Annotated in this window: 22 protein-coding genes and 1 tRNA gene; 12 read left to right on the top strand and 11 right to left on the bottom strand. The window is 60.5% G+C overall.

Annotation, left to right across the window (positions count from 1 at the left end):
- Positions 1–144: 144 nt before the first annotated feature.
- From NKF25_RS22760 to NKF25_RS22775, 4 genes are all read right to left on the bottom strand, one after another.
- Positions 145–1242, bottom strand: a complete 1098-nt coding sequence (locus tag NKF25_RS22760; RefSeq protein ID WP_253228917.1) for an aminopeptidase — start codon at positions 1240–1242, stop codon at positions 145–147.
- Between the two features lie 39 nt (positions 1243–1281).
- Entirely contained in the window at positions 1282–1698 is a 417-nt protein-coding gene (locus NKF25_RS22765; protein ID WP_253228918.1) for a CBS domain-containing protein, read from the bottom strand.
- 67 nt (positions 1699–1765) lie between these two features.
- Entirely contained in the window at positions 1766–4384 is a 2619-nt protein-coding gene (locus tag NKF25_RS22770; RefSeq protein ID WP_253228919.1) for a valine--tRNA ligase, read from the bottom strand.
- Positions 4385–4537: 153 nt separating this feature from the next.
- Positions 4538–4732, bottom strand: coding sequence for a hypothetical protein (locus tag NKF25_RS22775; RefSeq protein ID WP_253228920.1), 195 nt, complete (start codon positions 4730–4732; stop codon positions 4538–4540).
- 299 nt (positions 4733–5031) lie between these two features.
- Between NKF25_RS22775 and NKF25_RS22780 the strand changes: the two genes are divergently transcribed.
- Together NKF25_RS22780 and gnd are read left to right on the top strand one after the other, a co-directional pair.
- The gene (locus tag NKF25_RS22780) at positions 5032–5292 is read left to right on the top strand and encodes a hypothetical protein (protein ID WP_253228921.1); all 261 of its coding nucleotides are present in this window, start codon (positions 5032–5034) and stop codon (positions 5290–5292) included.
- On the top strand, positions 5247–6149 hold the full coding sequence (gene gnd, locus NKF25_RS22785) for a phosphogluconate dehydrogenase (NAD(+)-dependent, decarboxylating) (RefSeq protein ID WP_253228922.1): 903 nt from the start codon (positions 5247–5249) through the stop codon (positions 6147–6149). The genes NKF25_RS22780 and gnd overlap by 46 nt, the downstream gene beginning before the upstream one ends.
- A 58-nt stretch (positions 6150–6207) precedes the next feature.
- Here gnd and NKF25_RS22790 read toward each other — a convergent pair whose 3' ends face one another.
- Positions 6208–6726: a CcdC protein domain-containing protein gene (locus NKF25_RS22790; RefSeq protein WP_253228923.1), complete on the bottom strand. Its 519-nt coding sequence runs from the start codon at positions 6724–6726 to the stop codon at positions 6208–6210.
- Positions 6727–6876: 150 nt separating this feature from the next.
- Between NKF25_RS22790 and NKF25_RS22795 the strand changes: the two genes are divergently transcribed.
- Positions 6877–6949, top strand: a tRNA-Arg gene (locus NKF25_RS22795).
- A gap of 108 nt (positions 6950–7057) precedes the next feature.
- On the opposite strand, the gene melA is transcribed toward NKF25_RS22795, so the two are convergent.
- Positions 7058–8365: an alpha-galactosidase gene (gene melA, locus NKF25_RS22800; RefSeq protein WP_253228924.1), complete on the bottom strand. Its 1308-nt coding sequence runs from the start codon at positions 8363–8365 to the stop codon at positions 7058–7060.
- Between the two features lie 404 nt (positions 8366–8769).
- Between melA and NKF25_RS22805 the strand changes: the two genes are divergently transcribed.
- The 4 genes from NKF25_RS22805 to trpB all read left to right on the top strand — a co-directional run bounded on the left by NKF25_RS22805 (position 8770) and on the right by trpB (position 13909).
- Positions 8770–8931, top strand: a complete 162-nt coding sequence (locus tag NKF25_RS22805) for a hypothetical protein (RefSeq protein ID WP_190303762.1) — start codon at positions 8770–8772, stop codon at positions 8929–8931.
- 492 nt (positions 8932–9423) lie between these two features.
- A complete protein-coding gene (locus tag NKF25_RS22810) occupies positions 9424–10848 on the top strand; it encodes an MATE family efflux transporter (protein WP_303647120.1) in 1425 nt (474 codons plus the stop codon).
- A gap of 156 nt (positions 10849–11004) precedes the next feature.
- Positions 11005–12633 carry an alkaline phosphatase family protein gene (locus NKF25_RS22815; RefSeq protein ID WP_253228925.1) on the top strand — a complete coding sequence of 543 codons (1629 nt, stop codon included), beginning with the start codon at positions 11005–11007 and terminating at the stop codon, positions 12631–12633.
- A 106-nt stretch (positions 12634–12739) separates the two neighbouring features.
- The gene (gene trpB / locus NKF25_RS22820; protein WP_253228926.1) at positions 12740–13909 is read left to right on the top strand and encodes a tryptophan synthase subunit beta; all 1170 of its coding nucleotides are present in this window, start codon (positions 12740–12742) and stop codon (positions 13907–13909) included.
- Between the two features lie 33 nt (positions 13910–13942).
- On the opposite strand, the gene NKF25_RS22825 is transcribed toward trpB, so the two are convergent.
- From NKF25_RS22825 to NKF25_RS22845, 5 genes are all read right to left on the bottom strand, one after another.
- Positions 13943–15922 (bottom strand): 5'-nucleotidase C-terminal domain-containing protein, encoded by a 1980-nt coding sequence (locus tag NKF25_RS22825; protein WP_253228927.1) that lies wholly within the window; start codon positions 15920–15922, stop codon positions 13943–13945.
- Between the two features lie 132 nt (positions 15923–16054).
- Positions 16055–17302, bottom strand: coding sequence for an MFS transporter (locus NKF25_RS22830; protein ID WP_253228928.1), 1248 nt, complete (start codon positions 17300–17302; stop codon positions 16055–16057).
- A 258-nt stretch (positions 17303–17560) separates the two neighbouring features.
- Positions 17561–18898 carry a S8 family serine peptidase gene (locus tag NKF25_RS22835; RefSeq protein WP_253228929.1) on the bottom strand — a complete coding sequence of 446 codons (1338 nt, stop codon included), beginning with the start codon at positions 18896–18898 and terminating at the stop codon, positions 17561–17563.
- A gap of 214 nt (positions 18899–19112) precedes the next feature.
- Positions 19113–19673 carry a deoxyuridine 5'-triphosphate nucleotidohydrolase gene (locus tag NKF25_RS22840; protein ID WP_342766356.1) on the bottom strand — a complete coding sequence of 187 codons (561 nt, stop codon included), beginning with the start codon at positions 19671–19673 and terminating at the stop codon, positions 19113–19115.
- Between the two features lie 57 nt (positions 19674–19730).
- Positions 19731–20408, bottom strand: coding sequence for a hypothetical protein (locus NKF25_RS22845; protein WP_253228931.1), 678 nt, complete (start codon positions 20406–20408; stop codon positions 19731–19733).
- A gap of 125 nt (positions 20409–20533) precedes the next feature.
- Between NKF25_RS22845 and NKF25_RS22850 the strand changes: the two genes are divergently transcribed.
- The 5 genes from NKF25_RS22850 to NKF25_RS22870 all read left to right on the top strand — a co-directional run bounded on the left by NKF25_RS22850 (position 20534) and on the right by NKF25_RS22870 (position 25295).
- Positions 20534–21250, top strand: a complete 717-nt coding sequence (locus NKF25_RS22850; RefSeq protein ID WP_253228932.1) for a hypothetical protein — start codon at positions 20534–20536, stop codon at positions 21248–21250.
- Positions 21251–21381: 131 nt separating this feature from the next.
- Positions 21382–23361, top strand: a complete 1980-nt coding sequence (locus NKF25_RS22855; RefSeq protein ID WP_253228933.1) for an aconitate hydratase — start codon at positions 21382–21384, stop codon at positions 23359–23361.
- Between the two features lie 529 nt (positions 23362–23890).
- Positions 23891–24376 carry a ribosomal protein S18-alanine N-acetyltransferase gene (gene rimI / locus NKF25_RS22860; protein ID WP_253228934.1) on the top strand — a complete coding sequence of 162 codons (486 nt, stop codon included), beginning with the start codon at positions 23891–23893 and terminating at the stop codon, positions 24374–24376.
- 33 nt (positions 24377–24409) lie between these two features.
- Positions 24410–24859 carry a DUF5810 domain-containing protein gene (locus tag NKF25_RS22865; protein WP_253228935.1) on the top strand — a complete coding sequence of 150 codons (450 nt, stop codon included), beginning with the start codon at positions 24410–24412 and terminating at the stop codon, positions 24857–24859.
- A 25-nt stretch (positions 24860–24884) separates the two neighbouring features.
- Positions 24885–25295: a DUF5809 family protein gene (locus NKF25_RS22870; RefSeq protein WP_253228936.1), complete on the top strand. Its 411-nt coding sequence runs from the start codon at positions 24885–24887 to the stop codon at positions 25293–25295.
- Positions 25296–25321 lie beyond the last annotated feature (26 nt).

The raw sequence follows: 25321 nt of genomic DNA on the forward strand, positions 1-25321 counted from the left end.
GCGCCTCGTCTCCCTCGCGGTTATTCCTCGAACCCGTCTTCCCATCGGAACGTGCACGTACCACCTTTTTACGTCGTCGGGTCAGCAAGCTGACCCCTCCTCGCAAAAATCTGGACCAAAAACGCCCGCTCGTCTCCCTCGCGGTTATTCCTCGAACCCGTCTTCCCATCGGAACGTGCCGTTTCGTTGGACGACCTCACCGTCGATTTCCATGCGCGAGTCCTCGCTCATATCGGTGATCATATCGACGTGGACGGCGCTGTCGTTGCCCGTTTCGCCGTCTGGAAGGCACGAGTCATAGGCCCGTCCGACCGCCAAGTGGATCGTATCGCCCATCTTCTCGTCGAAGAGGATGCTGTCGGTGAAGCGGTCGATACCGCGGTTCATCCCGATGCCGAGTTCGCCGAGTTTGCGTGCACCCTCGTCGGTGTCGAGGATGTCCGCCAGCACGTCCTCGCCGGTATCGGCGCTGAACGCCACGACCTCGCCGTCCTCGAACGTGAGCTGAACGTCCCGGATGTGTTGCCCTTGATGGGTCATCGGCACGTCGAAGAACACCTCGCCTTCGGTCGCGTGCGGTGCCGTGAACACCTCGCCGCTGGGGAGATTGTGTGAGTCGTACGCCACCGACGCGGAGCTATTGACCGCCGTTCTCCCCTCGATGGACATCGTGACGTCGGTGTTCTCCTTGATGATCCGAACCTCGCTTCCCTCGTCGATGAGCGTCTTCATCTTCTCCATCTCATCGGCCAGCGCCTCCCAGTCGCGGAGTACGGCGCTGTACACGAAGTCCCGATACTCCTCGTAAGCCATCCCCGCCTGCTGTGCGTATGCACGCGTGGGATGCTGTGTCGAAACCCAGTCCGTTCCGAGGCGCGTCTCGCGGATGAGCATCCGGGATTTGTCGTATGCCTGCTTCCTCTCCCCCGGAACGTCGGCCTTCCCCATCGTGTTGCGCGTTCCGGAGAGGACGAGAACGACGTCCGCGTTCTCGTACATCGCCAGTTCGGGTGCAGGGTTCTCGTCGAAGTCGCCGTCGTGTGCCCGAAGGAACGCCCGTTCGATCTCATCGGATCGGTACACGGTCAACATGTTCGCGTTTCGCTCGCCCAACGTCTCGCCGACAGCGACGGCGAGGTCGTGTGCACCCTCATCGACCACGACGACGACGTCATCGCCTTCTTCGACCCGCGCACTCCAATCGACCAAAATCTCCGCGTGTTCGTGAACTCGGTCGTCCATACCACGACAGTCGCGGGGCAAAAGAAAAGTCTCGGTGATTCAAAAGCGCGGTGTTTGCTCTTCGATGACCTCGGCGGCGTCGTCCATCTCGTCGGCGAGCGTGACGAGCACGTCATCAAGCGTAACGATGCCCGTCAAGTTTCCGTTTTCGACGACAGGTATTCGACGGATATTCGCATCGTCCATTCGTTCGATAGCGTCGTGAACGCTGGCGTCGGCGTCTATCGTGATCGGGTCCCTCGTCATTACGTCGCCGACCGTTCGGCCCGATGCGTCGGCCTCATCGGCGAGTGAGAGCGCGATTTTGCGGTCCGTTACGATACCGACCGGACGTTCCCCGTCGACGATAGGAACACACCCGACGTTCTCCTCGCTCATCATCGAAGCGATGTCCACGAGTTCGGTTTCGTCGTTGGCGGTGATGACCTCCATCGAAGCGATGTCTTTGACTGGCATTGGTTCCCCCCAAATCGGAGGTACTACCGATCGGTACGTAAAAACGACGGCCTGTCGGATGGTCCGTCTACGGGAAGACGAGAACCGTCGCGTGCTCCGTCTCCAGCACTTCGACTTCCTCGCCGCTTTCGGCGCGGTACTCCTCCTCGATTTCGACCCAATCACCGTCGAGCGTGACCTCCTCGCCTGCCGCGTCGAGCGTGATTTCTCCGTGGGTATCCAATTGGGCCTTGAGTTCTGCGGGGTCGGCGGATTCGAGTGCACCGACGACGGCACCCGCCTTGTCGCGGAACTTCGGACCGATGGACGAATGGTCGGGATCGACGCCGACCGGTGCGAGTTCGACGTTCGGTCGTCCCTCTTCGAGGTAGACGGGGCCGTTCACGGCTTCGCTCAGGTCGTAGGTGTCGGGGTGGCGCTCCGAGTCGTCGTACAGCTCGATACGGTTGATTTCACCGTTGAGAGCCAATCCTTCCTCGGATTTCCATGCTCGAACCTCGCTCGCGACTTCGGCGATGATGTCGCCCGCGAGTTCGGCCTCCTCGTCGTGCATCTCGACGTCGGGCCACGAGGCCTGATTGATGCTCGCTTCCGTGCCGGGAAGGTGGCTGTACACTTCCTCGGCGAAGAACGGCGAGAACGGCGCGAGCATGCGGACGACGGCCGAAACGCACGTGTAGAGGGCGTGACGGGCCGCGTTCCGCTCGCCGGGACGTCCTTCGTAGAGGCGACCTTTCACGAGTTCGAGGTAGTCGTCAGCGAGGTCGTCCCAAACGAACTCGCGGAGCGTTCTGAGCGCCCGGTCGTAGCGGTAGGCTTCCATGTCCTCGGCGATGCTGTCGGCCGCGTTCGAGAGTCGGGAGAGGATCCACCGATCCGCGTCGCGGTAGGCCGGGTCCGCGATTTCCGGCGTGTTCTCGTCGAAGTGGTTCCGGGAGAACTGGAAGATGTTCCAGACCTTCGTGAGGAATCGGGAGGCCGAGGTGGCTTCCTTCGGCTGGAACTGCACGTCGCTTCCGGGTTGTCCGCCGAGCACCAACGCCTGCCGAACCGAGTCGGCACCGTACTCCGCGACGGCGTCCTTCGGCGTCACGACGTTGCCGCGCGACTTGCTCATCTTGTTGCCGTCCGGGCCGAACACCATGCCGTTGATGAGGATTTCGTCCCACGGCCGTTTGTCGGTGAGTTCGCCGACGCGGAGGAGCGTGTAGAACGCCCACGTCCGGATGATGTCGTGACCCTGGGGGCGCAGCGAAACGGGTTCGAACTCGTCCAAGTCGAGGTCCTCGGGCCATCCCGTGATGTGTAGCGGTGTGATGGACGAATCCATCCACGTGTCCATCACGTCGGTTTCGCCCGTCCACGCGTCCGCGCCACAGTCGGGACAATCGCCGATGGCGGGACCGGTTTCGGTCGGGTCGACCGGCAGTTCGTCGATGTCCGCGATATGCCAGTGGCCACACTCCTCGCACTCCCACGCCGGAATCGGCGTGGCGAAGACGCGCTGGCGGGAGATAACCCAGTCCCAACTCATCCCGTCCGCCCACTCTTCGAGACGGGCGTACATGTGCTCGGGAATCCACTCGACTTCCTGGGCTTTCTCGACGATTTTGTCCGGTTCGACTTCGACGAACCACTGTTCTTTCGAGAGGATTTCGATGGGTGTATCACACCGCCAGCAGGTTCCGATGGACTGCTCGGTCGGTTCCGAATCGTTCAGGTAGCCCTCCTCGGCCAACGCGTCGGCGATTTCCGTTTTCGCCTCGTCGATGGCCAATCCCTCGAACTCACCCGCGAGTTCGTTCAGGTGGCCGTCCTCGGTGAACACTGGACGGAGGTCGAGGTCGTGTCTCGCCCACCAGTCCACGTCCTGTTTGTCCCCGAAGGTACAGATCATGACCGCGCCGGTCCCGAACTCGCCGTCCACGTCGTCGTCGCCGACGAGTTCGACTTCCTGCCCGAACAGCGGCACTTCGAACGTCTCGCCGATTCGGTCGGCGTAGCGTTCGTCTTCGGGATCGACAGCCATGCCGACACACGCCGCGAGCAGTTCGGGGCGCGTGGTTGCGATCTCTATATCATCGTTGTCCACGCCGTCGAACGTGACGTAGTAGAGCGTCCCCGTTCGGTCCTCGTTCTCGACTTCCGCGTCCGCGATGGCGGTTTCACAGCGCGGACACCAGTTGACGGGGTGTTCGTCGCGGTAGACGTGGTCTTCCATCTCGACGAACGAGCGCTGGGTTTTCCCCCAGTATTCGGGGTCCATCGTGCGGAACTCCGCGTTCCAGTCGATGGAGAACCCGAGTTCGTTCATCGTCTCCTTCATCGAGTCGATCTGCTCCTCGGTGTGCTCGATGCAGAGCTGACGGAACTTCTCGCGGGAGACTTCGGTGCGGTGAATGTCGTGGTTCTCCTCGACCTTCACCTCGGTCGGCAGACCGTGACAGTCCCATCCCTGTGGGAAGAGGACTTGTTCTCCTTTGAGTCGGTGGTAGCGCGCCGCGAAGTCGATGTAACTCCACTGGAGTCCGTGGCCGATGTGAAGGTTACCCGTCGGATACGGTGGCGGCGTGTCGATGACATACTCCAGATCGCCGTCCGGCGTGTACACGTCGGAGTCTTGCCATTCGTCCTTCCACTTTCGCTCGATACGCTCTGGTTCGTAGTCGTTTGGAACGTCAGTCATGGCTGCAAATCCCTGTCGCTAAATGGTGAATCGGCGAGAAACACTATCGGCTCGTCGTCTACGCTACAGACGTACTACCGACACCATCGCGCTCATACCTGTGACTCTGCGCGGCGTCGCTGATAAAGGTTCCCGTCCATTGATCCCGTGAAATCAACTCCGAACCGTCCGATACGTCCTGACGAGGAGGAATCCGCCCATCGTTCCGAGAGCCGTGACGACGGCGAAGAGGAAATTCGGGAAGTTCCGGACCAGGAACATGAGATACGGTATCGTAACGAAAAAGGCGATGAGACAGAGGAGAACGATAACGAGATTCAATCGCCAAACGATTCTATCCTCATTCATACCCTCAACACACCCCCTGTATTGTTATTTGTTTGGACCGGGTGAAAGATACAAACGATTCTCGTCGTTCGAGTCCATGGCACGTGACTCGACCGAACGACGTAGGATTCAGGTGTGCAATCCCCCTAAAATCCTGAAAGACTGGAAAGAAAAGTGGTTTTGCCGAAGAAGTTCCGATGGCTGCCATCCAGTTTTGCACCGATTGCTATCGATGTGTCTCTTCACACGCAAAATACTCATAGTACAATATATTGATTTTAATTGCATAAATGAATGCAACAACCCGGAAGCGAGTTCTCATGATTGCTCTCGTTCTCCTGATCCTCGGTATCATCGGCGGGTTAGCCAGCAGGCCGACCGCGGCGTCGGTAACTGACAGCGAACAGGTAACGGTCACGGACGTCGTGGACGGCGACACGCTGGATATCCAGTATTCGAACGGTTCGACCGATACGGTTCGTACTGACTCCGCGAAATCGCAACCCCTACCACCCCCGCCACGCAGGGTTCACCCATGCAACTGGGCGTCATCGGACTCGGACGGATGGGTCGCATCGTAGTGGACAGAACCCTCGACGCTGGACACGATATCGTGGCGTACGACGTCGCGGAGGAGGCCGTCGAATCCGCCGCGGAAGCGGGCGCGGAACCGGCCGAATCGGTCGCGGACCTCGCGGAGAAACTCGGCGACGAGAAACGGATCTGGTTGATGGTTCCCGCCGGTGACCCCGTGGACGCCGCCCTCGAAGATTTGGAACCGTACCTCGACGCGGACGACGTCGTCGTCGACGGTGGAAACTCCTACTTCGAGGACTCCGTGCGCCGAAGCGAAACGACTTCCGCGACCTATCTCGACTGTGGGACGAGCGGCGGTCCGGCAGGGGCCGAACTCGGTTTCTCGCTGATGATCGGTGGGGAGCAGTGGGCCTACGACGAACTGACGCCCGTCTTCGACGCCGTTGCGACCGGCCCGGCGGGACACGACCGGATGGGCGAGTCGGGATCCGGCCACTACGTCAAGATGGTCCACAACGGCGTCGAATACGCACTGATGCAGACCTACGGCGAAGGGTTCGAACTGCTCCACGAGGGGCGCTACGACCTCGATTTGGAAGCCGTCGCGCGGACGTGGAACAACGGCGCTGTCATCCGCTCGTGGCTCCTCGAACTCTGCGAGGAGGCGTTCCGCGAGGAGGGCACCGACCTGGGCGACGTCGCCGACCACATCGCGGGCGGTTCGACCGGAACGTGGACGGTTCAAGAGGCACTCGAACAGGAAGTTCCCGTCCCGCTCATCTACGAGGCGCTCTCCGAGCGGTTCGGCAGTCGTTCCGGGGACGACGGCCGCTTCTCGCGCCGGTTGGCGAACCGACTCCGATACGGGTTCGGGCGGCACGAAGTCGCACGACAGGAGTAAGGCGTCGATTGGTGGGGGAGAAGACGGACAGAAGGAGACGAACGAAGGGAGACGGAACTCACTCCGACGCCGTCGAGGTGGTTCGTCGAGAGACGACGAGAACGCCGGTCGAATAACAGGCGTAGTAGCCGAGGAACACGAGGAGGACTACGACCGTCAGCGGATCGGTCGGCATTCCGGATGCGGAAGTACTGGTCGTCGTGGAGTTCGCCGCGTTACCCATCACCAGCGGATACAGGTGGCTCGCCAACCGGAGGAGAAACAGCGCGAAGACGGCGACCCCGACGTACGGGTGCGGTTCGTAAAACGCACCGTCGTCCGTGTGTTCGAACTCCGTGAAGGTGAGACCAATGGCGGCAGTGACGCCGCCGATACCCACGCCGACCAGGTCTTCGAGGAGGTTCACCGGACTCGTCACCGACGACGCCACGATAAACGCGACGACGACCATGATGAGGACCGCTCGGAGTCCGAGACGTTTCTTCGACACCGGTTGTCGCCCGAACGACCGCTTGAATCGACGGTAGACGACCAAGCCGAAGATTCCGACGGTGAGGAGGACCGGGAGGACGTTCATAGTCGGAATACCGGATCGTTTTCTATCAACCTGCCGTTCGATTCGTCCCGCTCGGTTTCACGAACGACTGATCGACGGAGAGTCACAACAAAGGGAGACGCGCCCGATTTTCACAATGGTTAAACGGACACCGCATGTACGGCGTGGTGAGGGCGCGTAGCTCAGTGGACAGAGTCCTTGGTTCCGGACCAAGATGTCGCGGGTTCAAATCCCGTCGCGCCCGCTCCTTTCGTGACGAACGGACCTGAGGAACGAATGAGCGAAAGCGACGGGATTTTGAATCCGACCGGTCGCATGCCCGCAGATTCTCCGACGAAATCCCGTTTCCGAACTATTCGAGCCTTGGAATGTATTCCGTGTTGGCTTCGATGAGTTCCTCGGTCATTTCGTGGAGTTCGTCCAGCGAACAGGCCGCGGCGGAAAGCGGGTCGAGTTTGACCGCCTGGTGGATTTTCTCCCGGTTTCCTTCGAGCGCACCTTCGACGGTGAGTTCGTACACGGCCGAATGCTGGCGGTCGAGCGCGGCGAGTTGGGTCGGGAGTTCGCCGACTGACGCGGGGTGAAGACCGGTTCCGTCGACGAAAACGGGGACTTCGACGCAGGCGTCGTTCGGGAGGTTTTCGATGGCGTTCGTCGCGTTCGGGACGTTCAGATTGAACCGCCGCTGGGTACCGGTTTCGAGCGAGTGGATGATTCTGGACGCGTACTCCTCCGAGCGTTCGACGCCGACCGAGTCGAGGTCAACGTCGAGTTCGGGGTCGTCCCGTTCCGCCGAGCGCTCCTTCCAGCCTTCCAGATACGTCGCGGTAGGCATCCGTTCCGCGAAGTTCGTCCCGCCCATCTCCTCGATGGCCGCGTCGTCGGTGCGGACGTACGGGACGTACTCGCTCATGTGATGGCTCGATTCGGTGGGAAACGCGCCGAAGTGTTTCAGCATCTCGAACCGGACGGTGTCCTTTCGATAGGTTTCGTCGTTCTCGGCGGCGTCACGGAGCGCCGGGTAGACGGAATGGCCGTCGTGTTCACACTCCAGGAACCACGCCATATGGTTGATACCTGCGACCCAGTACTCCAGTTCCGACGCTGGGACGCCGACGTACTCCGCGATGGCCTCGGCCGTGTGCGGAACGGAGTGACAGAGACCGACGACGTCGATGTCAGTCGCGTCGGATAGAGCCTTACAGAGGATCGCCATCGGGTTCGTGTAGTTGAGAAGGAGGGCATCGGGGCACAATTCTTCCATGTCGGCGGCGAGGTCGAGTATCGTCGGAATCGTACGGAGTCCGCGGAAAATCCCGCCCGGACCGGTCGTGTCGCCGATGGATTGTTTCACGCCGTACTTCTCGGGGATTCGAATCTCGTTTTCGAACGGTTCGGTTCCGCCGACGTTGATCATGTTCAGGACGTAGTCCGCGTCCGCGACCGCTTCTCGGCGGTCGAGTGTCGCTTGGACATTCGCATCGAGCCCTTCGTTCGCGATCATCGCCTCGGCGATTCGATGGGTTTGGGCGAGGCGGTGCTCGTCGATGTCCATCAACGAGAGTTCGCTGCTCGAAAGCTCCTCGAACGAGAGTATGTCCCCGATCAATTTCCTCGCAAAGACCATACTCCCCGCACCGATCAGGGCAATTTTCGGCATGGTAGGGATATCTCCTTGGCGAGGTCATTACCATTTCGCCGGATAGTATCAGAATTTTCTCGAGCGTGCGGCGTGAAGAACCAGATCTCGTTCTGCTGGCGCGTCACCCCGTAGACGCTCTCTCGAGAGCAACGGGCTTTTTCCGACGCACTCTCAGAGCATGAAATCATCCCACTCCGTTTTCGGTATGAACTGTTTAAACCACTGTTCGCAAACATCACGAACAGTGGGCGGCAAACACATTCATAAACAGACATTATTGAGCGTATAGAACCGTGAAAAACGCGTGACGTAGCCGCACGAGCCATTTTGGAGCACTGAGCCGAGGGCGTTATTTCGTTTCCATTCCGAACTATTCAATTATATATTACATAATAAAGATAGATGCATGCCAACATACTACCATGGCGATCAGCCTGAATGACCCGGAATACACGGTTGAGAGTCCCGCCGACCGACCCTCCCTTCGAGAGACGGACGACGGCGAATGGATCGCATCCGACACGAGCGGACGTTCGTGTCGTGGGGCGACGCCAGCCAGTGCCATCGCGTCGCTCCGGCAGTAATTATCCGCACAAGTATTTTCACCCAAACTTCGATTCAGGTTAGTGCTACGCTGTTGTAGCTGGTAATTACTTAATCTAACAGTCGTCCAAGCCGAAGTATGCCCATTGGTTTGCCCGAATACGCAGTTCGAAATCCCGCACAGTGTCCCCAGGTCCGTCAAATTTCCAACAACAAATGGAGAGCCAAGGACGAGCACGGTCGATGTGCTTCAGGGTCGACGCCCGCCCAAGCGATAGCGAGACTGAAGCCATAACCGTGAATTCCCTCGAATAACGCCGATTTAGGGGGTGTTTAATCGATGACCGCTTGAGCGACGGGTCAGTCCGAACTCGAAAGTCGTAGGACCGGACGACTGATTTGGAAACCGTCTGACCGGAGCGGGGTAGAGCTGTGGGTCTTAAAGCGACGATTCGGAAGGAGTTACGGCATAGTTCGTCGATCCGAGTACGATTCGGAATCTTGATGTCAAGGTGTTTCGTTTCGAAGGTACGATGACCAGCACACAGTCCAGCAGTTCGATCACTGACGGTGGACTGGTGCGACCGATGTTCGAACTCGCGTGGCCGATCGTCGTCATTCAGCTTCTACAGGTGATGTACAACGTTGCGGACACCTTTTGGCTGGGACGGTTGTCGTCCGCCGCGGTCGGCGCGATGAGTATCGCATTTCCGCTCATCTTCTTCCTCATCTCCGTCGCGGGCGGGTTTACGACGGCCGGGAGCATCTTGGTCGCCCAGTTCACCGGGGCGGACAGCGAAGGGTCCGCGGGGAAAGTCGCGGGCCAGATTCTCTCGTTCGTCCTGTTACTCTCCGTCCTCCTCGCTATCGCCGGATACTTCCTCACCGAACCGATGCTCTCGGTGATGCCGTCACAGGGCGCGACGGCCACTCAGGTCGTTCCGCTCGCTCGGGAATACATGGAGACGTACTTCCTCGGATTGCCCTTCCTGTTCGGGTTCTTCGTCTTCACGTCGTTGATGCGCGGGTACGGCAACACCCGTACCCCGATGCGTATCATGCTAGTGAGCGTCGCCGTCAACGTCGTTCTCGACCCGGTTCTCATCTTCGGGGCGGGACCGATTCACGGGATGGACGTTCAGGGCGCGGCGCTCGCGACCATCTCCGCACGGGCCGTTGCGAGCGTTCTCGGACTGTACGTCCTCTTCTACACCGACGCAGGACCGAACGTCAGCGTCGATGATCTCATCCCGGACCTCGGTCTTATCTGGAAGATAATCCGAATCGGCACGCCGAGCGCCCTCGAACAGTCCACGAGTTCGCTCGCGATGATTTCTCTGACCGCGATGATCGTCCAGTTCCAACCGGCGGTGGTCAGCGCCTACGGACTCGGAAACCGCCTCGTGTCGCTCGTGTTCCTCCCGGCGATGGGGCTGGGACGAGCGACGAACACGATGGTCGGTCAGAACCTCGGCGCGAAGAAACCCGACCGAGCGGAGCGGGCGGTGTGGCTCGCGGCGAAGGTCGGTGCGGGTGTGATGTTCATCGTTGCAATCGTTGCAGCGTTGTTTCCCCACCCTATCGTCGGCGTCTTCATGGCGACTGGAACCGACCAAGCCCACGAAACGGTCAAGTTCGGGAGTCAGTACCTCCGGATACGATCGGTCGAGTTCGCGTTTATGGCCGTCCTACAGGTGCTCCTCGGCGCGTATCGCGGTGCAGGCAACACGAAATTGGCGATGGCGTTCTCGATGATCACGCTGTGGCTCGGACGCGTTCCGACGGTGTACTTCCTCGCGTTCGTCCAGCATATGGGGCCGACTGGTATCTGGGTAGGAATGGCCTTCGGGAATATAATCGGAGCCATCGTAGCGGCTCTGTGGTTCACACGCGGGACGTGGAAACGGACGGTCATCGACGAGCCGAGTGTAACCCTCACTGACGGTGAAGGGGAATGACTATTCGGTTCCAGAATTAAGAGTAGCATAATAAAATGACTAGGGAGTGTAGGAGGTTCCAATGAGTCCGACGAGCGTCGTAATGCAAGGAGACACCTCTTGCTCGACGAACGGAACGACACGCGCTGGTCGCAGGTACGATCTAGGTGATGGTAAATGAGTAACGTAGATGTTCTTCTTATCGGTATCGACGCCGGATGTCTGCCCGTCTTCGAGCGGTTGTATGAGGACGACGTCATTCCCAACATCCGCTCCATCTGTGACGGTGGCGCATCCGCACCGCTGGAATCACAGATGCCGCCGTGGACCCCGAGTGCGTGGCCGTCGATGTACACCGGCGTCAACCCCGGGAAACACGGCGTCTGCGGATTCGTCGCCTACGACGGATACGATTTCCACGTCGTGAGCGGGCAGGACGTCGAGGAACACTCGATCTGGTCGCTGCTCGACCAACACGACCTCACGAGCGTCGTCGTCAACGTCCCGGTGACACACCCGCCGGACGACATCAACGGCGCGCTCATTCCGGGGTTCATCGGTCCCGAAAACCCACGTTGTTCCCCCGATGGACTACTGGACGACATCCGCGAAGAGATCGGCGAATACCGCGTGTATCCGACCTACTCCCGCGAGGAGTCGGATTACACCGACGCACAGAAGATGGACGAATATACGAGCCTCGTCCGCATGCGCGGGGAAGCGTTCCGCTACCTCGCGGACGAGTACGAACCCGACTTCGGGTTCGTCCAGTTCCAGAAACCCGACACCGTCTTCCACGAGTTCGACGGCGACTGGGACAAAGTGAAGACCGTCTACGAGGAGACCGACAGGCAGGTCGGGAAACTGCTTGAGGAATGTGACCCGAACACCGTCTTCATCGCGAGCGACCACGGGATGGGACCGTACGAGAAGTACGAGTTCCGCGTCAACGAGTTCCTTCGCGACGAAGGCTACGTGAAGGCCCGAAACGGCGGTCGCGGAATGCCGTCGTGGAACCCGATTCAGGACGAACTCCGGGAAGGGAAGGACACGAAGACGTGGGAGCCGAACACGTTCGAACGGCTGGCCGCGAAAGTGGCCCAGTTCGGCTTCACCGCGCATCGAATCCGAACCGGATTGGAGAAGGTCGGTCTCGCCGAGATCGCAAAACAGTACGCGCCGAAGAACGTGGCTCGGATGGCAAACGAACAGGTTGACTTCGCCAAATCGACCGCCTACGTCCGTGCACGAACCGAACTCGGCGTACGTATCAACTTGCAGGGCCGCGAACCGAACGGCATCGTCCCGCCGGAGAAGTACGACGAGGTGCGTGACGAACTCATCGAGAAACTCAGCGGCGTCGAAACGCCGGACGGCGAACTCGTCTTCGGCGAGGTCGTGCCCCGCGAGAACTACTTCCACGGGAAGAACGCGGACAACGCGCCGGACATCGTGACGATTCCGAACCAGATGGGCCAGTTCATCTCTGCACAGTTGCTCGGCGATTACTTCGCGCCGCCGACAGAGCCGTGGAACCACAAACTCGAAGGCATCGTCGCCGCGAAAGGGGAGGGCATCGACGTGGACGCGATGCCGACCAAAGCACACCTCTTCGACATCGCGCCGACGGTCATGTCCGCGCTCGGCGTGCCCTACAGCGACCGCATGGACGGGACGGTGATTCCGGTCGTCGAGGACGCCGGTTCACAGTCCTACCCCGAATACGACGAGGAGAACGACGGTACGATGGGCGACGACGAGGCCAACGTGGAAGAGCGACTGGCCGACCTCGGGTATATGCAGTAACACTTCTGCCGACTCGTTTCCACTTCCTTCCCGACGAAATTGTACACCGACGGACGGAGTAGTACCGTGGAGTAGATTTATGATCTTTACTAACCATTCGGGATTTATGTCACGAGAGCAATCCATCGAGTTCGGGACGTTCGGGGGCCGACACGTTCCCGAACCGCTGGAGGAACCGCTCGAACAGTTAGCAGGAGCGTACGACGAGATTTCGGAGACCGAGGAGTTCCAGTCGGAGTTCCGGTCCCTGCTCGAATCGTTCGCCGGTCGGCCGACACCGATCTATCACGCGAAACGGCTTTCCGAGGAGTACGGTGCACGGATCTACCTGAAGCGGGAGGACCTGCTCCACGGCGGGGCACACAAGATCAACAACTGTCTCGGGCAAGCCCTGCTGGCGAAACAGGCGGGCAAGGAACGACTCATCGCGGAAACCGGCGCGGGGCAACACGGCACCGCGACGGCGATGGTCGGCGCGCTGTTCGACATTCCCACCGAGATTTACATGGGCAAAAAGGACGTCGAGCGCCAGAAGATGAACGTCTTCCGCATGCGCCTGATGGGTGCCGAGGTGAACGAGGTCACGCGCGGCGATTCGGGACTCGCGGACGCGGTCGATGCCGCATTGGAGGACTTCGCCCACAACGTGGACGACACGCACTATCTCGTCGGAAGCGTCGTCGGCCCGGACCCGTTCCCCCGCATGGTTCGGGACTTCCAGTCAGTCATCGGCGAGGAGGCACGGGAGCAGATTCGGGAGCAGGCCGGAAAACTCCCCGACGCCGCCGTCGCATGCGTCGGCGGGGGATCGAACGCCATCGGGTTGTTCCACGCGTTTCGCGACGACCCCGTCGAACTGTACGGTGCGGAAGGCGGCGGCGAAGGCACCGACTCGAAGCGCCACGCCGCACCGCTGGCGAACGGCACGACCGACATCCTGCACGGAATGAGAACGCGAATTCTGAACGACGACGTGGAAGTCCACTCGGTTTCCGCGGGACTCGACTACCCCGGCGTCGGTCCGGAACACGCCCAGTTCCGCGAGACGGGACGATGTGAGTACACCGGCGTCACCGACGAGGAGGCGCTCGCCGCGTTCCGCGAACTCAGCGAACTGGAGGGCATCATCCCCGCGCTCGAATCGAGTCACGCCGTCGCACTGGCGAAACAGCTAGCCGCCGAAAAGGACGAGGACGACGTCATTCTCGTGAATTTGAGCGGCCGCGGCGACAAGGACATGGAACAGGCCGCCGAGTTGTTCGACCTCGGAAAATAGGGAAACGTTCGACCGGCAGACGAATTCGACCGATCAGGCGGCCGCCACCGGCGGCACCGTCGCTCGGTTGGCGTCCTCGTTTTCGTTCGTCTCGTTCGTTGCGTCGCGCTCGCTCGCGCCGTGTCCGTTCCGGTCCGCGAGCGTCGCAGTCACGTCCGCGTTCAGCCGGGAGTAGTTGAAGTAGACGCGGTCGTACTGCGAGGACTGATACCCGCCGTAGAGTTCGAGTTGTGCCGTTTCATCACAGCCGACGAGCGACGTGAGTTCGCCGTCGTCGAAGCGAACCGTGAGCGTGTCCTCGTCGGCGTCGTAGGTGACTTTCTCCGCGGCAACGGTGCGGTTGTCCGGGGTCGAAACGACGAACGTGTTCGGGACGGTTGCGTCGTAGTCGTCCGGTGCGTCGAACTGCATGACGGCGTTTCCGTGTCCGTCGAGGGTGACGGATTTATCGGCGAGTGACGTATCGACGCGCTGAATTCGGCCGTCCGTCGTCGGCGCGATTTTCCCGTTCGATTTCAGATAATCCACGACGGTGGTCGAGAGCAGTTCGTCCGTGCGCTGAACGACCGGCTTGTCGGCGAGCGGATAGCCGCTTCCGCCGCCAGCCATGAAGTCGTTGACGGCGACTTCGTACGTAGCGTTCGGATCCAGCGGTTTTCCATCGACCCGGACGTCGCGTATTTTTTGTTTTCCGTCGTGGCCGACCCACTCGAAGCGGACGCCGCTGACCTGCATCGACATCTCCGCGCCGTATTGCTGTCCGGCGTCGCTTTCCATCGTCGTGATTTGGCTCGCGAGCGTCTCCTTGAGTTGCGCGCCCGTCAGTCGAACGGTCACCACCTTGTTTCCGAACGGAAGCGTGTTGAACACGTCCCCGCCCGTGATGTTGCCGGGGCCGTAGACCCCGTTCGAACGGATTCCACCGGCGTTGGTGATGGCGACGTCGGCACCCGTTTGTGATCGCATCGCGTCGGTCACGAGGTCACCGTAGTTGCTCTCGCGGTGGTAGTTCGTGGAGAATCGCGCGTCGAGCGGTGTCTCGGTGTACGCGATGGTCGAATCGAGGTCAACTTCCGAACGGTAGTCGTTGATGATCCGCGAGGCGGTTTCGTTCTTCGGCGTCGACTCCGTGATGTTGATGAGTCGGCCGTTCGCGCCGACGACGTCGCCGTCCTCGACCGTGAGGTTGATTTCACTCAGGTACTCGGCGCGGGCTTCCGTCTCGCTGATGATGGTCCCGTCCACGACGCGCGGTCGGTAGACGACTTCGTCGTGACCGGTCAGAACCACGTCGGCGTCGGTCTGCTTTGCGACCGTTTCGGCTTCCTTGGTGCCTTCGTGGAGCAGGACGACGACCACGTCGACGTTCTTCTGTTGCCGAAGTAGCTTCTCGTACTTCTGCAGCGTCGGGACGACGGGTTTCGCGGTAATGTTGTGCGCCGAGAGGTTCTCCGAAACGGAGCCATCGACGCCGGGATAGATGGCACCGACGACGCCGACTTTGACGCCACCACGGTGGACTACCTCGTAGGGCTGTGTTCCCTCGATGGTGTTACCGGTCGTCTCGTTCACGAGGTTCGCCGCAAGCCACGGGAAGTTCGAGGCGCGGGACGCGTTCGCGAACGCGTCAGTTCCGTAGTCGAGGTCGTGATTTCCGACCGCTTCCGCGTCAGGGTGGATGAGATCATATACGTCCACGGGTGCGTGCCACCCCGAGACGGGCGAGAGCGCGTTCGGTGACAGTTCGTCACCGCCGCCCATGACGAACGTCGGGTTGTCGTGGGCCTGCCGACGCTCGTCGATTCGGTGAACGAGCCGCGGCACGTTGCCGTCCTTCGCCGCGGCGGTCTGAATGTCGTTGTAAGAGAGGATGGTCACGTTCGTCGAACTGTTCGTGGTTGCCGTGGTCGATCCGGTGTCGGAGTGTCGCCCGCCGACGTTCACACCGAGTGCGGGAATCGCTCCCGCGCTCACGATGCAAACGAGCAGAACGACTGCAGTAGCACGTCGCATTCATCGTAGTAAAACTACCGTTCGACGTTAATTGTATCTATGAGATGTTGATAGTATAATGTATTCTATGGATGAGAAATATTCGACTGGAACACATGTCATAAAAGATGTAGTTGAGAGTCCTTCTGATCGCTACCACTGTGTCAGCGCCTTCGTCCCGTGGGAGTACGACAGTACGCCGAGGAACGTCAGGACGCCGGAGATAGCGGCAGCGCCGCCGAAATAGAACACCCACTGGATACCCGGTCCGGTCGTCAGTATTCCGGCGAGAATCGGCGCGAGGATACTCCCCGGCCGCCACACCAAATCCCGAACGCCGAAACTGCTCGCCACGCCGCCGCCCTCGACCCCTTCGTCGGCGAACAGCGCCATGCTGGCCGGTTCGCGGAAGCTATCGGCGATGCCGAGAAGCGCGTTCAACCCCACCAGGGGGAGGAACGCGGGCGAGAGTTGCCCGAGGATCGGAAACATCGACGGAAGTCCGAGCGTCCGACCGATGGTCGGTGAGAACGGAATACAGAGCGCGACGAGCCCGTACAGGCCGCCGCCGCAGAAGACGAACAGAGCGCGGCCATATCGGTCTGAAAGGCGTCCCGTGTGGGGTTGAAACAGCATGTTCGTGAACTTCTCCGAGATGAGCACGGCGCTGACGGCGAGCGCCGCGTAGGCCAACCCACCCTGAGACGCCTTCAGTCCCGCGTATACGACGACCCAGTTTCGAACCATCGTTACCGCGACGGCGTACTGGGAGCGGAAACTCGTCAGCGTCAGGAGTTTGCGATTGAGCGCCAGATCCGAGAACGGAAAGCCTTCGATTCGCGTGTCGTCGGGTTCCACGAACAACAACACGCCGAACAGCGCCGGAACCAACAGGGCGACGATGACCCCGAACACCACGTCGAACCCGTACTGTTGATACAACGTCGCGGCCGAAATCGACCCGAGGATGGACGCCGCGAACCGCGCCGAATTGGCTTTCCCGATATGGTTCGCGCGTGTGTCGGCCGTCGAGAGTTCACCGACGAGCGCGAGCGTGATGAGGCCAGTTCCGGTCAGGGCAACCCCTTGGAGCGCACGTGCGGCGATGAAACCCCAACTGCTCTCCACGAACGGAAACGCGACGTAGGCCGCGATGGAAACTACGATGCTGCCGAGCAACACGGTTCGTTTGTCGTATCGATCGCCACCCCACGCGAGCGGGACGACGGCGATCGACTGTGCGGCGGTCAGTCCGGAGACGAACAGTCCGACGACGACGCCCGACTGGGGATTTAGAACGTTGAGATACGTCGGGAGAAGCGTCGCCAGCGTGATGAATCCGAACCCGGCGGCGAATCGGGTGAGATAGAGTGCGTAGAACTGAACGCGGTTTTCATTCACGGTTCTAACTGTGAACAACCCCGCAAAACACCTTTCGTTTCGAAACCCATCCGTCGCTGCCGTCGACGCGAATGCTCGCTATCGGAACTCGACACTGATGAGTTACGATTCACGACAGTCCGGGCAGAGACCGCCTTCGAGATAGATTTCGAGCAACTTTTCGCCGCATTCGGAACATCGTTTCAGTACGTCTTTCTCCGCCACGTTCGGGAGGAACTCGAAACCCGATAAAAATAGACGTATCGATTTCTCCCACCCTCAGTTACTCACGAGACTCACGTCGCCGTACGTACCGAGGGAACCGTTCTCGGCACGGGTTACCGAATCGACGGCGTCCACGAACCCGGTTCCGATGTTCCACGGGGTGTAGTTGCCGTGTGTGTCCTCCGCCTCGGCCGTGAGGGTATTGAGTAGTTCCAGCGGGCTGATGTCGCCGTTGTTGTTCTGCCGATAGGCGTCGACGACGAGCGTGGCGATTCCCGCGACCATCGGCGTCGCCATGCTCGTCCCGCTGATGGTTGCATACCAGAGCCGACCGTCCTCCGGGCTTTCCGCCTGTAGCGCGTCATCGGGCGACATCGTACTGACGATCTCGTTGCCCGGTGCACCGATGCCGGGACGGTAGATTCCGTACGGTCCGGAACTCCCACCGCCGTCGTGATACGCCGTGAGATTGTCGAGTGCGGTTTTCCGGTCCCAGTTGTCCGGGGTGTTGGTGCTATCCTGTTTCCGACCACGGGACGAAAAGTCGGTCACGGTCTTGTCGTCCTTCGTCGCCGCGACGCCGAGGACGTGCGGCGCTTTCGCGTACTGATTGAGCGTGTTCGTGTCCGGTCCGCTGTTGCCCGCCGCGAACACCGGCAGTAGCCCCGCTTGGTAGGCGTGCCACGTCGCAACGTTGAGCGCTTGGTCCGGATGGAACTTCTCGCCGTTCGAGGAACCGTAGGAGTTCGAGACGATTTTCACGTCCGTCGCGCCGCTCTGGACGCGCGACAGCAGGTGGTCGTACGCCGCGGCCGCCTTCACGACTAACAGACTCACACCCGCGGCGTACACCGTCAGGTTCGCATCCGGAGCCATCCCTCGCTGTTTCCCGTCGCTCTTCGTCCCGTCGCCCGCAATGGACCCCGAACAGTGGGTTCCGTGCCCGATCGTGTCGGTATCGAGAACGCTCGCGCGGGTCCACAACGTCGGTGAGTCGAGCGGGTTACCGACCCACTGCCAGTTGGCGACGAGACTGGATTCGAGGTCCGGATGGTCGCCGTCCACACCCGAGTCGATGACTGCGGTGTGCACGTCGGTCCCGGTATATCCGAGGTCCGACTGCACGTCGTTGGCACCCGTAACTCGCCGACTGTCGTCGTTGTAGTAGTCCAACTCGACGTTCTTTCGGACGTATCGAACCGACTCCCAGTCAGCTATCGTCTCCAACTGGCTCACCGAAAGTTCGGTATAACCGATGGGAAGTACGTCGAACTTGTGATAGCCATTGGCAAGGTTCAACGTACCGAGTTGATCCACGTCGTCGTTGCTCTCGAAGACGACGAGGGATTCCTGGAGGAGATCCGTCGAATCGTCGAACGCACTGTCCAGCACACCACCGTCCGCCGCCGCTGCCCCACTGAAGGGGATCGTGGACGCAACCGCTGCTACCCCAGTTCTTTTGAGGAACCGTCGCCGACCTTGTGATTTGATATCAACCATCCCATTTTTTGGTTGCAATTAAATAAACTAAAGGATTGTTGCCGATAGTTGAGAGTTGAATTCAGATGAGATATTTCGTGGGATGAAACGACGTTCCCGCTGTCGCTTAGTCCAAATTCTCGCGCTGATAGTCGCCGTCGTAGGTTTCGTCGTGGTCCGCCTCGGCGAGAACGAGTTGTGCGATACGTGCACCGCGTTCGAGTTCGATGTCGTGGTGGACCTGCAGCAACCCTTCTCCCTTCCCCTTGTAGCCCGCGTCCCACACCGCCGTGTTGAGCATGCACGAGTTACGCATGAGCGACGACCGTGGGTAGATGAAGCCGACGTGCCCCTCCGGGATTTCGACCGTTTCGGCGTACTGGACGATGTAGCCACCTTCCGGGAGGTAGTAGTTCTCCGGAGACTTTTCCGTCATCTGTTCGGATTCGATCCGGTGACGGTCGCCGATTTCCTTGTTGTTTCGCCCGATACGCCCGGAATCCCGCTGTTCGTACACCTTTTCCAGCGTCAGATCGACGCCGTTCGGTTGTATCTGCTGTCTCCGAATCTCCTCGATGTGTTCTGCGACGAACGTTCCGCTCTGGAACATAGGCGGACGGCGTGTCCGAGAAAGTAAAGCCGTTACCGTTCTCGCGTAGTGTGCGTGTCTCACACACGCACCATTCACGCATCATTCACACGTCGCTCAGTGGTGGTCCCGTGTCGTTCGGGAGCGGTACCCGTATCATTCGGCCGAGTCGACGACCGCCCCGTCCGCCATATCGAGTTCCTCCGCCTCCACGACGCCGACGCGGGCGTTCGCTCCGAGTTTGACGTGATCGCCGACGACTCGTTCCACGTCCACGTAGTCAAGCGCGATATCGCTTCCCTCGATGGACTTCGCTCGAAGGAAACCGTCGGGCCGACGCCGACCGACGACGATGGAATCCCCGACGAGGGACGAAACGACCGACTCGCCGACGAGGTTGAACCGGACGTCGTCCGCTTCGACATGGCCCGCCTGGATCGCACCGTGGACCCGAACCGATTCGGCGTCCAACGTCGCCACTTTGGCCATACCCGAGGTTTCGAACTGATCAGCCGTGACCGTCTCCAGTTTCACCGACCCCGAACAATCGAGCGTGTCCGCCTGCGTGGTTCCCCGTACCGATAGCGACCCGGACACGGAGACGCTGTCCGCTGTCACGTCTTCAGCGACTTTTGTCGATCCGGAGACCGTGATGGAATCCACGTCGAGATTACCCCGTATCGTCGCCGCACCCGCGACCTTCGCCCGTTCCGCGTGCGTATCGCCCTTTACCGTAAGGGAGCCCAGAACGCGAACGTGTTCGGCGTCGATGTCGTCGTAGGTGGCGGAACCGAGTACTTTGACCCGGTCGTCCTTCGTGATGGATGGGTTCATCACCGGGGGTTTGTCGACGGGAGTCATAAATCTATGCACTGGTTGTGCGTCGAATGTGTGTTCAATGTGATTTCGATGTGCGTTTCGAGGAAACAATTATGATGCCGGGGACGGTAGCGACTGGTATGAGTCGGAACATCCGGATCACCATCGACGACGACGAAGTGTTCGAACGGCTGAAACACCGAAAGCGCGAGTTGGACCTGTCGTGGGAGGAGGCGCTCCGACGAGGGTTGGAACGGGGACCCCACGACGACGAGAGGCGAGGGGCCGGTCGGGGAGGAGGGCATGAAAGAGGACGAACGCATGCACGGCAGATGCACGACCAGCGGCATCACCGGCATCGCGGGCGCGAACGACACGGGAGGGGTCATCCCAGCCCGTTCGACCCCGACTTCGGCGAACAGCTTCGCCGCGGCATCGAGGAATCGGTACAGGAATCCATGCATTCCGTCGAGGAATCGGTGAACGCCGTCCGTGAAGGGTTGGGAACCGAGATCGACCGGTTGGAGGACGCGGAAGACGCCGTCCTCGCGTTTCCGTTCCTCTCCGACGAGCGTGCACAGGTCCCCCTCCGTGTAAACCTCCGGACGAGCGCCGACGGGCTTTCCGTCGAGGTCGTCGCGGTTCGCCGCGGGAAGAATACGGCGGAGACGAACCGGTTCGCCGACGACCATCGAGCGGAGATAAATCGGTGGCTCGCCGACGGACGGACGGTTCGACTCGAACTACAGAACGGAACCGAAGCCTACGACGTCGTTCCGTCTCTCTCGTGGGGACGGGCCGACGACGATACGCCGATCGTTACCGAAGTCGAAATCGTGGAGGTTCGTTTCGACTAATTTTCGTCGTCTCACCCTTTTGACCGCCCTCATTTTCGCAATGATTGCCTGACGAGAGCCTGATTTACCACGAACGATGAAAACGTAAACACGCGGGATTTATACCTTCGGAGGGTCGATATTCGTCTGATATGGGACAAACACTGACGGAAAAGATTCTCGGCGAGCACCTCGTCGAGGGCGAACTCGAAACCGGTGAGGAAATCGGGATCGAGATTGACCAGGTTCTCACACAGGACACCACGGGGACGCTCGTCTGGCTCCAGTTCGAGGCTCTCGACATGGACGAGGTCCAGACCGAGATCGCGGCCCAGTACTGTGACCACCAGACCTACCAGTTCGACTTCAAGAACACGGACGACCACCGATTCCTCCGCTCCGCGGCAGGCACGTTCGGTGCACACTACTCCCGTCCGGGTAACGGTATCTGTCACAACGTCCACAAGGAGAACTTCGCCGCACCCGGCAAGACGATGCTCGGGTCGGACTCCCACACCCCGACACCCGGCGGACTGGGTGAACTCGCGATCGGTTCGGGCGGTCTCGACGTCGCAGTCGCCATGGGTGGCGGCCCGTACTACATCGAGATGCCGGAGATCGTCAGCGTTCGCCTCGAAGGCGAACTCCCCGAATGGTCCACCGCGAAGGACGTCATCCTCGAGATGCTCCGTCGCCTCTCCGTGAAAGGTGGCGTCGGCAAAATCTTCGAGTACACCGGCCCCGGTGTCGAGACGCTTTCCGTTCCGGAACGGACGACCATCACCAACATGGGCACGGAACTCGGCGCGACGACCTCCATCTTCCCGACGGACGAGAAGACCGAGGAATGGCTCAGCGCCCTCGGCCGCGAGGACGAGCACGTCGAACTCCAGGCCGACGACGACGCGGAGTACGACGACGAGATCGTCATCGACCTCTCCGAGATCGAACCGCTCATCGCACAGCCGTCGATGCCCGACAACGTCGTCCCTGTCCGCGAAGTCGCCGGACAGTCGGTCGACCAGGTCATGATCGGCTCCTGTACGAACGGTGGCTACGAGGACATCCTCCCCGCCGCGAAGATGGTCGAAGGCCGCACGGTCAACCGGAAGACGGACCTCATCGTCGCTCCGGCGTCCAAACAGGCCTCCGAGATGCTGGCCCGCGAAGGCTGGGTTGCCGAACTGATGGCGGCAGGCGTCAACTTCTCCGAGGCGACCTGTGGTGCGTGTATCGGTATCGGTCACGTTCCGGCCTCGGACTCCGTTTCCCTGCGTACGTTCAACCGCAACTTCGAGGGTCGCTCCGGTATCGAGGACGACTCCGTCTACCTCTGTTCGCCCGAAGTCGCCACGGCGGCGGCCATCAAAGGCGAAATTGTCGACCCGCGCGACCTCGCCGACGAACTCGGCGACCTCGACGCGCCCGGATTCGAGATGGGTGACGACTACGGCACCACCGCCGACGACCCCGACCTCATCGCCCCCGACCAGGCCGTCGACGACGAACTCATCAAAGGCCCGAACATCGGCGACGTCCCGCTGAAGGACGAACTCGAATCCACGCTCGAAGGCCCGGCCCTGCTCAAGATGCAGGACAACATCACGACCGACCACATCATCCCTGCGACGCAGGACATCCTGATGTACCGGTCGAACATCCCGAAACTCTCCGAGTTCACGCTCTCGCGTGTTGACGACGACTTCGCACAGCGCGCACTCGACTCCGACGGTGGTTTCCTCGTCGCTGGCGAGAACTACGGACAGGGTAGCTCGCGCGAACACGCGGCACTGTGCCCGATGTACCTCGGCGTGGACGGCGTCCTCGCACAGAGCTTCGCCCGCATCCACAAGGCGAACCTGTTCAACTTCGGTCTCATCCCGCTCGAAATCAACGATGACGACTACCAGAAGATCGAACAGGGCGACGACATCGAAATCGTCGATGACGTTTCGGAAGCGGTCCGCTCCGGCCAGGAAGAGTTCACGGTTCGCGTGAACGACGACTGGGAACTCACCGCGACGCTCGACGCGTCCGAACGTGAGCGCCAGATCCTCGCCGACGGTGGTAAACTGCCGCACACGAAGAAGCAAGTCGAAGGCGGCGACGCAGCGGCCTCCGCGGACGACTAAGTAACCAGCATTCTCCCATTTTTCGGCCGATTACGTGAGTAGCGAGAGCTCTGTTTTGGAAGCAAGAAGTAACTAGCAGAGCCGGTCTTTCGCGAACGATAGGAATCTACACAACCGCTAGTCACTAGCAACCTCACCGAAAGACCTGCGGTCTTTCGAGCATCAAAATCGCGCCGCGATTTTGAGACGCCGGAAAATCTCCGATTTTCCGGGCCGAGGAACCTCCGACGGAGCGATGAAGACGAGCGAATGCGAGTCTTCGGACGCGACGGAAGTGAGGTGACGCGGGCTTTTGATCGACCTTTTCCCAGGGAGACAGGCAGAGACCAGCGCCGTTTGGCGCTGGTCTCTGCTCCCGACCGTGGTTCGAGAGAGCGTCGCTCTCTCGTCATCACCAGAAGCCTTCGGCTTCTGGTTAGCAGTCAGATTCCGTCGGAATCTGACGACATCACGAAAGAACTCCGTTCTTTCGAACGACAGGAAAAGGTCGGGCACGAACGCTTTAGTTCTCCGCGTCGAATACGCAGTTGTGACAGCCACTGCGAGCGAGACGGGGTCACTCTCCATTCGCCCCGCCGAAGACGCGGACTTGCTCGCCATCTTCCGCATCGAGAAGGCGTCGTTCGAACAGCCGTGGCCGTTTGCCGCGTTCGAACGGTACGTCGGCGAGCCGACGTTTCTCGTCGCCACGGACGGGGTGAAGATCATCGGCTACGTCGTCGCCGACGTGATCCCGAACCACGGGCGTCCACTCGGGCACATCAAGGACCTCGCGGTGCATCCGTCCCGCCGTGGCGAAGGAATCGGGCGGGAATTGCTCAAGCGAGCGCTGTCCGGGTTGCAGTTCCAGTCCGCACGCAGCGTCAAGTTGGAGGTCCGAGCGAGCAACGAACCGGCGATTTCGCTGTATCAGGAGTTCGGTTTCCGGTATCTCCGGACGATACCGCAATACTACGGCGACGGTGAGGACGCGCTCGTGATGTTAGTCGAACTCGACCCGGTCGGCACCGAGTGAATCGTTTTTCAATGCGGAAACCGTATCGCACGTATGGGATATGCGTGTCCAGTGTGTGAAACGCCACAGTCTGACGGGGAACATCTCGCCAATCATCTCGCGTTTGCGGCCATTCTCGGGGACGACGAACACGAATCGTGGCTCGACGAGTACGCGCCGGGGTGGAACGAGGACGGTCCCGACGAACTCGCGCCGCGAATCACGGAGTACGCGGACGAAGAGGAGTATCCGCAGGTGTTCGAGGATACGGTCCACGACCACGGTCACGGGCACGACCACGGCCATGGACACGGTGGACACGGACTCGAAGACGAACTCCAGCAAGCCGGTGGTTACGGTCGGGATGCGGCGATGGGTGCCGACGCACAGCGAATCATGGCGGAAGCACGGCAGATGACCGAGCAGATGATGAACGACGAAAGTGAGGGTGGGGAGGACGACGACGCCGACGGAACGGACACGGCACAGGACGAAAACGAATAGTTCCTCGCCCCAAAACGTATCGGACATGGAGACGCACGGCGTTTTTTCCCCGGCAACGGAAGCGGCCGCCCGCGAACAGTACGAGGACATCGGTCCGGCAGCACAGACCGTCGTCAAGGAAACGGCGAAAGCGATGCGCTTCGACAGCGAAGAGTACGGCGAGCGGGTGACGAGCGACGTCGTTTCCACCGCGCGGGACGCGCTTTTCGCCACCCTCCTCGAAACGCACACCGGAACCACGGAGGAGTTCGACGCCGACGTTCCGGACGATTTCGAGAGACACGTGGAGGGCAGTGAAAACGTGGACAACGTCGCGTGGCACGTCGCACCCGCAGCAGAAACGGTCGTCGCGGTGACGTACCACGAAAAGGAGGAAGCCGCGATCGGAACCCTTCAGCGAATCGCCTTCGGTCGCGTGTACCGGGACATCGTGTAATCGTTCCTCTCGGGACATCGTTTAAT

The organism is Haladaptatus sp. AB643, from assembly GCF_024136975.1.
GTDB lineage: Archaea > Halobacteriota > Halobacteria > Halobacteriales > Haladaptataceae > Haladaptatus.